Annotated in this window: 14 protein-coding genes; 3 read left to right on the forward strand and 11 right to left on the reverse strand. The window is 64.9% G+C overall.

Features of this window, described 5'->3' with window-relative positions; all coding sequences use genetic code 11:
• Positions 1-2 precede the first annotated feature (2 nt).
• Positions 3-1,250, forward strand: coding sequence for a cytochrome c (locus tag H7995_RS03585; protein ID WP_185818004.1), 1,248 nt, complete (start codon positions 3-5; stop codon positions 1,248-1,250).
• A 1-nt stretch (position 1,251) separates the two neighbouring features.
• Complete coding sequence (locus tag H7995_RS03590) at positions 1,252-2,223, forward strand: XdhC family protein (protein WP_166591179.1); 972 nt, start codon at positions 1,252-1,254, stop codon at positions 2,221-2,223.
• 36 nt (positions 2,224-2,259) lie between these two features.
• On the opposite strand, the gene H7995_RS03595 is transcribed toward H7995_RS03590, so the two are convergent.
• The 8 genes from H7995_RS03595 to H7995_RS03630 all read right to left on the reverse strand — a co-directional run bounded on the left by H7995_RS03595 (position 2,260) and on the right by H7995_RS03630 (position 9,494).
• Positions 2,260-2,490 carry a hypothetical protein gene (locus H7995_RS03595; RefSeq protein WP_095168489.1) on the reverse strand — a complete coding sequence of 77 codons (231 nt, stop codon included), beginning with the start codon at positions 2,488-2,490 and terminating at the stop codon, positions 2,260-2,262.
• A gap of 14 nt (positions 2,491-2,504) precedes the next feature.
• Positions 2,505-2,681, reverse strand: a complete 177-nt coding sequence (locus tag H7995_RS03600) for a hypothetical protein (RefSeq protein ID WP_166591178.1) — start codon at positions 2,679-2,681, stop codon at positions 2,505-2,507.
• A gap of 58 nt (positions 2,682-2,739) precedes the next feature.
• Positions 2,740-4,392 carry an ABC-F family ATP-binding cassette domain-containing protein gene (locus tag H7995_RS03605; RefSeq protein WP_185818005.1) on the reverse strand — a complete coding sequence of 551 codons (1,653 nt, stop codon included), beginning with the start codon at positions 4,390-4,392 and terminating at the stop codon, positions 2,740-2,742.
• A 144-nt stretch (positions 4,393-4,536) separates the two neighbouring features.
• A complete protein-coding gene (locus tag H7995_RS03610; protein WP_185818006.1) occupies positions 4,537-5,574 on the reverse strand; it encodes a DNA topoisomerase IB in 1,038 nt (345 codons plus the stop codon).
• A 66-nt stretch (positions 5,575-5,640) separates the two neighbouring features.
• On the reverse strand, positions 5,641-6,729 hold the full coding sequence (gene modC, locus H7995_RS03615) for a molybdenum ABC transporter ATP-binding protein (protein ID WP_185818007.1): 1,089 nt from the start codon (positions 6,727-6,729) through the stop codon (positions 5,641-5,643).
• A gap of 3 nt (positions 6,730-6,732) precedes the next feature.
• Positions 6,733-7,413, reverse strand: coding sequence for a molybdate ABC transporter permease subunit (modB, locus tag H7995_RS03620; protein WP_166592998.1), 681 nt, complete (start codon positions 7,411-7,413; stop codon positions 6,733-6,735).
• Positions 7,414-8,181, reverse strand: coding sequence for a molybdate ABC transporter substrate-binding protein (modA, locus tag H7995_RS03625; RefSeq protein WP_185818008.1), 768 nt, complete (start codon positions 8,179-8,181; stop codon positions 7,414-7,416). It lies immediately after the preceding gene.
• A gap of 248 nt (positions 8,182-8,429) precedes the next feature.
• Positions 8,430-9,494 carry an NAD(P)H-dependent flavin oxidoreductase gene (locus H7995_RS03630; RefSeq protein ID WP_166593013.1) on the reverse strand — a complete coding sequence of 355 codons (1,065 nt, stop codon included), beginning with the start codon at positions 9,492-9,494 and terminating at the stop codon, positions 8,430-8,432.
• A 161-nt stretch (positions 9,495-9,655) separates the two neighbouring features.
• Between H7995_RS03630 and H7995_RS03635 the strand changes: the two genes are divergently transcribed.
• Positions 9,656-10,114, forward strand: a complete 459-nt coding sequence (locus tag H7995_RS03635) for a GyrI-like domain-containing protein (RefSeq protein ID WP_185818009.1) — start codon at positions 9,656-9,658, stop codon at positions 10,112-10,114.
• On the opposite strand, the gene ada is transcribed toward H7995_RS03635, so the two are convergent.
• The 3 genes from ada to H7995_RS03650 all read right to left on the reverse strand — a co-directional run bounded on the left by ada (position 10,111) and on the right by H7995_RS03650 (position 12,689).
• Complete coding sequence (gene ada / locus H7995_RS03640; RefSeq protein WP_166593001.1) at positions 10,111-11,172, reverse strand: bifunctional DNA-binding transcriptional regulator/O6-methylguanine-DNA methyltransferase Ada; 1,062 nt, start codon at positions 11,170-11,172, stop codon at positions 10,111-10,113. The two genes, H7995_RS03635 and ada, sit on opposite strands and share 4 nt — an antisense overlap.
• An 85-nt stretch (positions 11,173-11,257) precedes the next feature.
• A complete protein-coding gene (gene alkB / locus H7995_RS03645; RefSeq protein ID WP_182344483.1) occupies positions 11,258-11,935 on the reverse strand; it encodes a DNA oxidative demethylase AlkB in 678 nt (225 codons plus the stop codon).
• Positions 11,925-12,689 (reverse strand): 2OG-Fe(II) oxygenase, encoded by a 765-nt coding sequence (locus H7995_RS03650; RefSeq protein ID WP_166593003.1) that lies wholly within the window; start codon positions 12,687-12,689, stop codon positions 11,925-11,927. Before H7995_RS03650 ends, alkB begins: the two co-directional genes overlap by 11 nt.
• Positions 12,690-12,791: the final 102 nt, after the last annotated feature.

Genomic DNA, 12,791 nt, shown 5'->3' on the forward strand with positions numbered 1-12,791 from the left:
GCATGAACCGACTACTTAGCGGCGTTGCCACTGCCGTGGGCCTGGCGGTTGCGTTGCTGGCCAGCCCAGCGGTCCTGGCGGCGGACCCACAGCAGGTCAAGCAGGGCGAATACCTGGCGCGGGCGGCCGACTGCATGGCCTGCCACACCGCACCCGGTGGCGCGCCTTATGCCGGCGGCCTGCCGATCGTCTCGCCGTTCGGCACCATTTACGGCACCAACATCACGCCGGACAAGGAGCACGGCATCGGCCTGTACAGCGATGACGAGTTCTTCGCCGCCTTGACCGAAGGCAAGCGGCGCGACGGCGCCAACCTGTACCCGGCAATGCCCTACACCTCCTATCACCTGATACCCCGTGCCGATTCCGACGCGATCCACGCGTACCTCAAGACGATCGCGCCGATCAATCGCGCGGCACCGGTGACCAGCCTGAGCTTCCCGTTCAACGTGCGCCTGGGCCTGATGGGCTGGAACATGCTCTACGCCAAGGACGTCAAGCTGGCACCGGCCGAAGGCAAGGGCGAGGCATGGAAACGTGGCCAGTACATGGTCGACGTGCTCGGTCACTGTGGCGAATGCCACACCCCGCGCGGCCTGCCCGGCGCCATGCAGCAGGACAAACGCATGATCGGCGGCCTGCTCAACGGCTACCTGGCGCCGAGCCTGCTGGCCAACGACCTGGCGGCTCGCGGCTGGAACCATCAGGACCTGAGCTCGTTCCTCAAGCATGGCATGAGCGCCCAGGGCACCATGTTCAACGAGATGTTCCCGGTGTTCCACAACAGCACCCAGCACCTCAGCGACCCGGACCTGGCGGCCATGGCCACCTTCCTGCTGGGCGAGCAGCCACCGCAACCCAAGGTGCTCACCGAGGTCAAGCTGGACCAGCTCACTGCCAGCGCCCAGCGCGGCCGCCAGGACTACCTGAACGTCTGCGCCGGTTGCCACGGCGGCAATGGTGAAGGCAAGCCGCACATCGCTGTGGCGATGCAAGGCAACACCACCTTGCGCCTGGAAGATCCGCGCAACCTGTTGCGGGTGATCGAGGACGGGATTGGCGAGCAGCAGTTCGCAGGATTCGAGCGCATGCAGCCGATGCCGGGTTTTGCCGACAAGTTGAGCACGCAGCAATCCACCGACCTGATCAACTACCTGCGCCAGGCCTGGGGCGGGCAACCGGCTGATCTGCTGATCAGCCAGATCGAACAACTGAAGGCAGAGGCTCCCGCGGAGCACAAGGCGCACTGATATGCAGCATCTTGACCTGCAAGTGATACGGCGCGCGCTGGCCTGGTCCAGCGCGGGCCAACGTGTGTGGTTGTGCAGTGTGCTCAGTACCTACGGTTCGGCGCCTCGTGCGCCAGGCTCGATGCTGGCGGTCAACGACAGTGGGCACTGGATCGGTTCGTTGTCCGGTGGCTGTGTCGAGGACGACTTTCTCGAGCGCATGGCCGAAGGACTGTTTGCCGAGGCCGTGACGGTGGTGCGCTACGGCGAGGGCGATGATCCGCGCTCCCAGGTGAAACTGCCCTGCGGCGGACTGCTGGATGTACTGGTGGAAAGGCTCGAGCCCGATTGCGAGGTCCAGGCTCACCTGCGTGAACTGGAGTCCGCGCTATTGGGCCAGCGCCGGCTGATCCGTGAAGTCGACCTGCAAAGCGGTGCTCGCGGCCTGCTGGTCGACCGCGAGCACGGGCCACGCATCGAGCGCGAAATCGATCGGGTGCGGTTGCGTGTCGGGGCGGCTCAACGGCTGTTGCTCGCCGGCTACTCCAGCGTGGCGCAGGCGTGCGCCGAGTTTGGGGTCGGCCTGGGGTTCGAGGTGATCCTCTGTGATCCCCGTGAGGAGGTGCTGGAGGGCGTGGTGCTGGAGCATGTGGAGATTCGCCGCCAGTTGCCCTCGGTGTTCATTGCCGAGGGCGGGTGCCACAGCGACACGGCGGTGGTCGCCTTGACCCATGATCCGCGTATCGACGACCTGGCCATGATGGAAGCCGTACGCACCGATGCGTTTTACATCGGGGTCATGGGCTCCCTGCAAACCTCGCAGAAACGCTTCGAGCGCCTGCGCCGGATCGGTGGTCTGGGGGAGGCCGAGCTGGCGCGGATTCACGCGCCCATCGGCCTGAACCTGGGCAGCAAGACACCGGCGGAGATCGCCTTGGCGGTGCTGGCCGACATTCTGCGAATTCGCAGCGGTATCGCCCGGAATCAGCTCTGATTACCGGTGCTGCACACGGCCCTCAAAGCGCTCGGCTCAGCGGAAGCGTGGCAGGGGCCGGTCCAGCGGTTTGAGCGAGGTCAGCGCGTTCTGGATCAGCGGCGCGTCCTTCTCGATGTCTTGCAGGCGGTCGCGGATTTTCATCGCCGTGGGATGGCCGTCATGTTTGTCGACCCAGTCGGCGATTTCCTTGCATGCCGCCGTCAGGCGCGTTTGGCGCGAGTCGAGCAACGTCAGCAGGGTGGTGATGGACTCTTTTTCGGACATGGAAAACACCTCCATTAGTCGAGTAGCGTGGCAAAGGACAACACAGCGCTCGCCCGGTGCATAACCTTGTAGGAGCGAGCCTGCTCGCGATGGACGTCGACGATAATGCGCGGTGCTTGATCAACCGCGTTGTTCTCGGGCTCATCGCTGCAAGTATAGACCCCGTCGTGGAACGGGATTGTTGCCCCCATCAACTATAGATCCCGCTGCAAAACCTGCAAAAACCCCACGTGCTGTTCGTCGCCTGATTCAGCCTGGCAGCGTCTGGCCGACCTCTTGCAGCTGCCAGCCGTGTGCGCTCCAGTGCAGGTGGTGGGTGGGTTGCAGGGCCTGGAGAAAAGCGGCGTCGTGGGAGGCGGCGATGAGCGCTCCGCCAAAACCGCGCAAGGCCTGTTCCAGGGCCTGTACGGAATCCAGGTCGAGGTGATTGGTGGGTTCGTCGAGCAGCAGCAACTGCGCGGGGGTATTGCCCCACGATGCGATCGCCAGGGCGGCCTTGAGGCGCTCGCCACCGCTGAGCTGACCCGTGGGCACGTGCACTCGCCGGGCGTCCAGTTGCAACTGCGCCAGGCGGCTACGCACGGCCCCCTCGGACAGCGGGGTGTCCAGCAGATTCAACTGCTCGACCACCGAGCGCTCGGGGTCCAGCAACGTCAGGTGCTGATCCAGGTAGGCACTGGGGACGTAGGTCTGGCACTGGCCGCTGACGGCGGCGCAGTGACCGGCGAGCATTTTGAGCAGGGTCGATTTACCGCAACCGTTGGGACCACTGAGCGCCACCCGCACAGGCCCCACCAGCGTCAGGTCGAGCTGACTGCCCGGCGTTTGCCGGGGTAGCCACGGCAACTGCGCCGCCACCAGGCGGATGACTTGCCGGCTGTTGGGCACTGCGGTGCCGGGCAAGGGGATCAGCACCGGCTCATTGGGGATGACCCGTGCATGGGCCTCGCGGACCTGGGCGTTGAGCTCGGTTTTGCAGGCTTGGTGGGCCTGTCGCACGTGCCCCATGATCTCGCTGGCGCGGCCTTTCATGGTGGCCCGCTCGAAGCGCGAGACGTTGGCGGTCTGCGCCTGCTTGCGCGATCCGGCTGCGTGGCGGGTGATGGTGTCGTGTTCGCGCTGCAGGCGTTGCAGTTCGCGGCGGCGCTGGCTGCGACTGTGCTCCAGTGCCGCGTGGGCCGCCGCTTGCACCACCGAGCGCTGTTGCAGGTAGGCCGCGTAGTTGCCACCGAACACCTGCACCCCCAAGGGCGACAGTTCGACGATGCGTTGCACGCTGTCGAGCAGGCGCCGGTCGTGACTGACCAGGATCAGGCCACCGCGCCAGGCGGCCAGTTGCGCCATCAACCAGTGCCGACCCGAAGCGTCCAGGTGATTGCTTGGCTCATCCAGCACCAGTAAGCCGGCCTGGCTGATAAAGGCGCCGATCAGGGCGATCCGCGCACGTTGACCACCACTGAGGGCGGCCATCGGCTGCTGCGCCGTGAGCCCGGCGAGTCCGGCCTGGGCCAGCATGGATGCGAAGCGCTCGGCCAGGTCCCAGCGCTCGGCAACGTCCTCCAGATCCTGGGCGCGAGCATGACCGGCGGCCAGGCGGGCGAGCGCATCGAGGGTGCTGGCGACGCCTGCCGCCTGGGCGACAGTCTGGCCGTCGACGCACGGGGGTTCCTGTGCCACATAGGCGACGCTGGCGTGGCAGTTCAGGGTTCCGGCGCTGGGTTGCAGTTGGCCGCTGATCAGTCGGGCGAGCACGGATTTGCCGCTGCCATTACGGCCCACAATGGCCGTGGGGCGCTGGTTGAGGCGCAGATCGAGGGCATCGAACAGGCAGTCGCCATCGGCAAACTGAAAGCTGAGTTGGTTCAGGGTAACGAGTGCAGGTAGACGCGTGACGTGAGTCATAGCACCTCCAAAAAATGTCGGAAAAGGCCAACAAGTGCCCCAGGCAGCTTGTTGCGCATACATTTTTGAAAGGCTTAGTTGTTCACGGCGAAAGATCGTCCTGCAGTAGGGAAGGCGGCCAGCCTAGCTTAGATCGGCAAGGCCTTACAAGTCCTGTGGCTTTTGCGAGAGCGTTTGCAGGAACATCATCAGCCCGACTTCTTCGCGGTTCAGGTGCTTGCGTTGGCGTGGCTTGGGCAGTTGCGCCAGGGTGCCGAGCAGGTAGCTGTCGAGCACGGCCGGATGGATGTAGCACTTGCGGCACACGGCAGGGGTGTTGCCCAGTTCCTTGGCAATGCGCTTGACCATCTCGACGATGTGCTGCCTGGCGTCGGTCGCCGACTCCCAGGGCAACTCGCGCAGCGCCGACAGGGCCAGGCTGCTGCCGGCCCAGGTGCGGTAGTCCTTGGCGGTGAAGTCGCCCGCCGTCACTTCATGCAGGTAGGCGTTGATGTCCGAGGAGGTCACGGTGTGCCGTTGCCCGTCTTCGTCCAGGTACTGGAACAGGTCTTGCCCGGGGATTTCCAGGCAGCGCTTGATGATCCGGGCCAGGCGCCGGTCCTTGACGGTGATCTGGTGTTCGATACCGCTCTTGCCGCGAAACTGGAAGGCGATCGCGCTGCCGTTCAGCGACACATGCCGGGTGCGTAAGGTGGTCAGGCCGTAGGAGCGGTTCTGCCGGGCATATTGGCTGTTGCCAACGCGGATCAAGGTGGTGTCGAGCAGGCTGATGACCGTGGCCATGACCTTGTCGCGGCCATGCCCCGGGCTGGCCAGTTGCGCTTCCAGATGGCGGCGCAGCTTGGGCAGTGCCAGGCCGAACTCCAGCAGGCGCGAATACTTGTCGCCATCGCGCACTTCCCGCCAGCGCGGGTGATAGCGGTATTGCTTGCGCCCCCGGGCATCGCGGCCAGTGGCCTGCAAATGGCCGTGGGGGTCGGCACAGATCCACACGTCGGTGTAGGCGGGAGGCACGGCGAGGGCGTTGAGGCGTTTGACTTCCACCGGGTCGGTAATGCGCTGACCAGCCACGTCGAGATAACAGAACTGGCCGCGCAGGATTGTGCGGCGGATACCCGGCTGCGTGTCATCGACATAGTGCAGGTCCGGTGGCAGCGAGTCGGCGGGGGTGAGGTCCGGCATGGCGCTGGGTCCTTGGGCGGGCGGGTATAGCCATTGACCGCAGGCGTCGGCGGTCGTGCCAACGGGTTACGCCAGCACCGCCACGGCCTTGATCTGCGCCCACAGCGCCTGGCCGGGATGCAGTTGCAGATGGTCCCGGGAAAAGCGCGTGATGCGCGCCAGCAGCGGCGTACCGGCGGCATCCAGGCGCACCAGCACATGGGCGGCGTTATCGGCGGCGATTTCGCTGACCACCGTCACCGGCAGCCGATTGAGGATGCTGCTCTGTTCGCCGGCGTGCAGGCTCAGGCTGACATCGCGGGCCTGGACCTTGAAGCGCAATGGTTTGCCCAGGGCCAGCGGCAGATGGGCCACCCGCACGCTCAATTGGCTGTTGGGCAGTTGCAGGGTCAGCAGTTGATAGTCGAGGTCGTAGTCGGTGACCTGGCCGTCGATCACCACGCCGGCATCGTCGCCCAGGGCCAGCGGCAGGTCCAGCCGGGCCAGGGTTTCGCCCACCGGGCCACTGGCCAGGGCCTTGCCGGCGCTGAGCAGGACGATATGGTCGGCCAGGCGCGCGACTTCGTCCTGGGAATGACTGACGTACAGCACCGGAATGTCCAGTTCGTCGTGCAGCCGTTCGAGGTACGGCAGGATCTCGCTTTTGCGCTGGGAATCCAGAGCCGCCAGGGGTTCGTCCATCAGCAGCAACCGCGGGCTGGTGAGCAACGCCCGGGCGATGCCGACGCGCTGGCGCTCACCGCCGGAGAGGTGTTGCGGATGGCGATCGAGCAGGTGGCCGATCCCCAGCAACTGCGTGGCATGGGCCATGTCGACCCGGCGTTGCGCGCGCGGTATACGCCGCCAGCCGAACTCCAGGTTGGCCAGCACCGACAGGTGGGGAAACAGGCTGGCTTCCTGGAACACATAACCCAGCGCCCGCTTGTGGGGTGGCACAAACCGTTTGTGGTGGCTGTCCTGCCAGACTTCGTCATTTATCTGCACAAACCCCTGTTCGGCCCGTTCCAGCCCGGCGATGCAACGCAGGCAGGTGGTCTTGCCGGAGCCCGAGTGGCCATACAGCGCAGTGACTCCGCGCCCGGGCAGGTCGAGGTCGACATCCAGGGAAAAATCCGGGTAGTGCAGTTGCAGGCGCACGTGAATCGCGTCGTTCATCGGTCAGCTCCAGCCGGTTTTGGTCTTGCGGCTGGAGTACAGCGCCAGCAACACCAGGAACGAGAACACCAGCATCGCCCCGGCGAGCCAATGGGCTTGGGCATATTCCATGGCCTCGACGTGGTCGTAAATCTGCACCGACACCACTCGGGTCTTGTCCGGGATATTGCCGCCGATCATCAGCACCACGCCGAACTCACCCACGGTGTGAGCGAAACCCAGAATGGCGGCGGTGATGAACCCGGGGCGGGCCAGGGGCAGGATCACACTGAAAAAGGTGTCCCAAGGGTTGGCGCGCAAGGTCGCCGCCACTTCCAGGGGCCGGGTGCCGATTGCTGAAAAGGCGTTCTGCAGAGGTTGGACCACGAAGGGCATCGAGTAGATTACCGAGCCGATCACCAGGCCGGTAAAGCTGAAGGTCAGGGTGCCCAGGCCCAGGGCCTGGGTGAACTGGCCGAGAAAACCGTTGGGGCCCAGGGTCAGCAGCAGGTAGAAGCCGATGACCGTGGGAGGCAGCACCAGGGGCAGGGCGACGATCGCCCCGACCGGGCCGCGCAACCAGGAGCGGGTGCGCGCCAGCCACAACGCAATCGGAGTGCCGATGATCAGCAGAATCACGGTGGTCAGGGACGCCAGTTTGACGGTCAGCCAGATGGCGGCAAAGTCGGCACTCGATAGGGTCATTTAGCGCTGGTAACCATAGGACTTGATGAGGGCCGCGGCTTTGGGGCCCTTGAGGTAGTCAACCAGGGCCTGGGCGGCCGGGTTGTCCTTGCCTTTGTTGAGAATGACGGCGTCCTGCTTGATCGGATCATGCAGGTCGGCCGGAACGATCCACGCCGAACCGCTGGTGACTTTGCCGTCTTTGTAGATCTGCGACAAGGCAACAAAGCCGATTTCGGCATTGCCGGTGGACACGAACTGGTAGGCCTGGGTGATGTTCTGGCCTTCGACGATCTTGGCCTTGACCTTGTCGGTCAGGCCCAGCCCGGCCAGGACCTGGGTGGCGGCCAGGCCGTAGGGTGCGGTTTTCGGGTTGGCGATGGACAGGTGCTGGTAGTGGTTGTTGGCGAGCACCTGGCCCTTGGCGTCGACGTAACCCTCTTTGGCCGACCACAGCGCCAGGGTGCCGATGGCGTAGGTGAAGCGCGAGCCCTTGACGATGTCGCCCTCGCTCTCGAGTTTTTGCGGGGTGCTGTCGTCGGCCGACAGGAACACCTCAAACGGTGCGCCGTTCTTGATCTGGGTATAGAACTGGCCCGTGGCGCCATAGGCGGCCACCAGCGTGTGCCCGGTGTCTTTCTTGAAGTCGGCGGCAATGGCCTGGATCGGCGCGGTGAAGTTGGCTGCTACCGCCACCTGGACCTCATCGGCGTGCGCCGAACCCAGGGCCAGCAAGGCGATCAGGGACGCCAGGCAAGTCGGCGCGAAACGTGAGACACGAGTTGTCATGAAGCGGCTCCGAGAGGGGGTGGTGAAACGCTGTATAGCTGAATATATAGCGAATCAGCGATGAACGGAACTCTTCAGGGCGGGCTGATTGAGAGGTTGTATACAATTTTCTTGCCGCACCGCGCCTTTGTAGCCGCTGCCGCAGGCTGCGTTGGGTTGCGCAGCGAACCCAACGGTATTGCCAAGTCGAATGAACGTCCTGCGGCCGTTGACGCAGCCTCGCGTTGCTCGACAGCTGCTACGGGATCTCATCGGCGAGTGATCAGGGTCAACGCTTGCGCGGCCAGGCGTCGGGTCAGTTCGCCCGTGGGCAGTTCGATGCCCAGGTGCACGGCTTGACCGGCCCATAGGTTGCTGAAGTCCGCTTCACCCTGGGCGCGCAGCGGCAGCAAAGCGCCACCGGCCAGCGGGAAGGCCGGGGCTTGCGGGCAGATCGGGCCGAGCTCGCGCATGACCCGATTGATAATGCCCCGGGCCGGGCGTCCGGTGAAAATGTTGGTGATCGCGGTGTCGCTGTCCTTGGCGGTCCGCAGGGCGCGGTAGTGCGAGGCGCTGACCTTGGCTTGTGGAGTGAACAGGTAGGCGGTGCCCAGTTGCACGGCCGAAGCGCCGAGGGCGAACGCGGCGGCAATCCCGCGGGCATCGCCAATACCGCCGGCCGCGATCACCGGCACGCTGACCGCGTCGACCACTTGCGGCACCAGGGCCAAGGTGCCGACCTGGCTGCTCAGGTCCTCGCTGAGAAACATCCCGCGATGGCCGCCAGCCTCGTAGCCCATGGCGATGATCGCGTCACAGCCATGCTGTTGCAGCCAGATTGCCTCATCCACCGTGGTCGCCGACGACAGCACCTTGGCGCCCGTGGCCTTGACCCGATCGAGCAGGGATTTTTCCGGCAGGCCAAAGTGAAAACTCACCACTTTGGGGCGAAACTCCTCGACCACCGCACACGCGGCGGCGTCGAAGGGCGCGCGGTTGGAGACCGGGGTTGGCGCCTCGACATCCACCCCGAGTTCGCGGTAGTAGGGTTCCAGCAGCTGTTTCCATTGCCGCGCGCGCAACTCGTCGGCAACGGGCGGCTGATGACAGAAGAAGTTCACATTGAACGGACGCTGGCTGTGCTGGCCGATAATCGTCAGTTCTTCGCGCAACTGCTCGACACTCAGCATCGCTGCCGGCATCGAACCCAGGCCGCCGGCGTTACTGGCCTCGATGACCATGGCCGAGCCGGTCGCGCCGGCCATGGGGGCCTGGATGATCGGCAACTCGATGCCGAGCAGGTCAAGAATGCGGGTGTCTGGCCATTGGCTCATCAGCAGAGTGCTCCGGTTGGAAATCGGGTGAGGGGCCTTGGCATCATTGACAGCCATTGGCGGTCTTTGGGTAGAAGCCGTCGCCGAGGGCGAAAATCATAAACTTCTCCTGTAACGTCGAGGATGAATTTTTTACCAGCTTGATCAAGGAGGGAGTGCTCATGAGCATCAAACAACTGGAAGTGCTGCCGTTTCGCGTGTCAGGTTTGCGTGTGCGCACGCTCAATGCGGCGGAGCAACAGACGGCAACCGCACGTATCGGCCCGATGTGGGGGCGATTTTTCAGCGAAGGTCTGTACGAAAAAATACCGGGTAAAACCCCAGACTCCCTGGTGTATGGCGTGTACAGCAACTATGAGTCCGACGCGAGCGGCTCGTTTGATGTGCTGGCCGGAGTCAGGGTCAATGAGCCCGAGGCGCAATACGCAAGCATCGAGGTACAAGGCGGGCAATACCTGGTGTTCGATGCCCAGGGTGCGATGCCGGGCGCGGTGATCGAGGCCTGGGGCCGGGTGTGGGGGTATTTCGAGGCGCATCCGCAGATCAAGCGCCGCTTCGCCACAGACTTCGAAGCCTACACCGGTCCCGACAGCGTGGCGGTGCACATCGGGATTTTCTAGGGCTGGTTTTCCCGGTCCAGCAGTTGCCGCTTGCGCTCCACTCCCCAGCGATAGCCTGAGAGCTCGCCATCGCTGCGCACCACCCGGTGGCAGGGAATCGCCACCGCCAGGTGGTTGGCGCCGCAGGCCTGGGCCACGGCGCGAAAGGCCTTGGGCGCACCGATCCGCTGGGCGATGTCGGCGTAGCTGGCGGTACTGCCCGGTGGAATCTCGCGCAGCGCCATCCACACCCGCTCCTGAAAGGCCGTGCCACGTACATCCAGCGGCAGGTCGAGGCCGAGGGCGGGTGCTTCGATAAACCCAACGACTTTGGCCACCCAGTGCTCGAAATCCGGTTCGGCGCCGATCAACGTCGCCTGGCTGAAGCGCTGTTGCAGGTCTTCGAGCAAGACGTTGGGGTCATCGCCCAGGAGAATCGCACACACCCCACGCTCACTGCGCGCCACCAGGATCGCCCCCAGGGAGCATTGGCCGACGGCAAAGCGGATCTCGGTGTTTTGCCCCGAGGCGCGGTAGTCACTGGGTTTCATGCCGAGCAGGTGATCGGCGGATTCATAAAAACGGCTGTTGGAGTTGAAGCCGGCGTCGTACAGCGCCGCGGTCACGGAGTCGGCGGATTCCAGGCGTTCACGCACCCGCCGCGAACGCTGGGCGGTGACGTAGCCCTTGGGCGTGAGGCCGGTGACGGCCTTGAACACCCGGTGAAAATGGAATGGGCTCAGGCCGGCGCTGGTGGCCAGTTCGCCCAGGCTGGGTGGGCTCTGGGCCTGCTCGATCTGCCGGCACGCGGCGGCCACCAGGGTCGCATGCTGGGTGGCGACCAGGGTCTGGTCCGCCGCCGCCCGCTTGCTGGCCCGAAAACCCGCGGCCAGGGCTTGTTCCTCGGTGTCGAAGAACACCACGTTCTGCGGTTTGGGCAGGCGCGCCAGGCTGCTGGGGCGGCAGTAGATCCCGGTGGTCTTGACCCCGTAGACAAACTGCCCGTCGGCACGCGGGTCGCGGGCCACGACCGCGGCCCAGCGCGGGTCTTGCTCGATACTGTGTTTGGCTTGGGACATGACGCGCCACCCTGTGAAGATTTGCCTCAGGGTAACCGCTGCAACGGCGCAGGGCACCCGGCGGCTTGCGCTCGAATTCGCCGTTTCAGCCGGCAGTACGCAGGGTGAAGTTGATGCGCTGGGCGCCCAACTGTGGATGCAGGCCTTCCTTGAGCGGTAACACCCCGTGATAACGCAAACGATCGACGCCGCCCCAGACCACCACATCGCCGTGCAACAACGGCACCCGCTGGCTCTTGTCGCTGCGTTGCATGCCGCCGAACAGGAACATCGCCGGCAGGCCCAGGGAGATCGAGACGATGGGCGGCTCGTAGGAGCCTTCGTTGCGGTCCTGATGCAACGACATCTTCGCCCCCGGCAGGTAGCGGTTGATCAGGCAGGCATCCGGGGCAAAATCGGCGAAACCGGCCTCGCTCGCGGCGCATTGCGCCAACTCCCGGAACACCTGCGGCATCGGTGGCCAAGGCAGGCCACTGACAGGGTCGAGCGCGGTGTAGCGGTAGCCGCTGCGGTCGGTGGTCCAGCCCAGCGCCCCGCAATTGCTCAAACCCACCGACATGGTGAAGCCGCCGGGGGTGAGCATGTTGCGAAACGGCGCCGCCTTCAGCGTTTGCTCCAGTGCTGCGAGCAGGCGTGGCACCCAGGGCAGGGCGAAGCCGCGCAGTACGAATGCCTGGGGGCCGAGCTGTTCGGTTCGCGCCGGTTGCTGGTCGGCGTCGGCAAACAGGTCGAGGGTGGTCGGGCCCAAGGGCTCACTGTGCATCGTGGAATATCACTCCCAGGGTATGTCGTTGGCCGCTGTGCAGGCGACTGACGCCATGGCGCAGGTTGACCCGGTAGTCGCCGCGAACCCCGGCCATCGGTCGCTGATGCACCGCAAAAATCAGCGCATCACCTTGCTCCAGGCGCATCACCATGGGCCGCGATTGCATCCGCGGGCGCTGTTCAGTGAGCACCAGCTCGCCTCCCGTGAAGTCTAGCTCGGGCGCTGACAGCAGGATTGCCACTTGTAGGGGAAATACGTGTTCGCCATACAGGTCCTGGTGCAGGCAGTTGTAGTCCCCAGGACCGTATTGCAGCAACAGCGGTGTCGGGCGCTGTTGGCCGGCGTCGTGACAGCGTTGCAGGAAGGCCGGATGTGCCGGGGGAAAGCGGCCTGGCAGGCCCAGGCGCGCCTGCCAGCGATTGGCCAAAGGCACCAGACGCGCATACAGGGCGCTGCGCAATCGCTGGACTGGCTCGGGCAGCGGGTAGTCGAAGTATTGATACTCGCCACGACCGAAACCGTGCCTGGCCATCACCACCCGAGCGCGAAACAGCCCGGGTTGCTCGTACATCGCCCGCAGGTCCTGGCATTCCGGGGCATCGAGCAGGCGGGGGACCACGGCACAGCCGTCCTGATCGAGGCGCTGCTCCAGTGACGGCCAGGGCAGGTGGTCGATACGTTCGAGCAGCGACGGTTGGATCGCCGCGGCGAGGTCGTTGGGCAAAGGGGTATGCAGGGAAGAGACGCGCATTGCCGGCTCCTGGGCCAAGGTCGAGGAGGGCCAGTCTGGGCCGCTCGACGCGAGGCAACACTCCGCGGCTTGCGGTCAAATTGTGCCGGTTTGGCCGAGCGC

It is taken from the genome of Pseudomonas kielensis (genome assembly GCF_014236655.1).
GTDB lineage: Bacteria > Pseudomonadota > Gammaproteobacteria > Pseudomonadales > Pseudomonadaceae > Aquipseudomonas > Aquipseudomonas kielensis.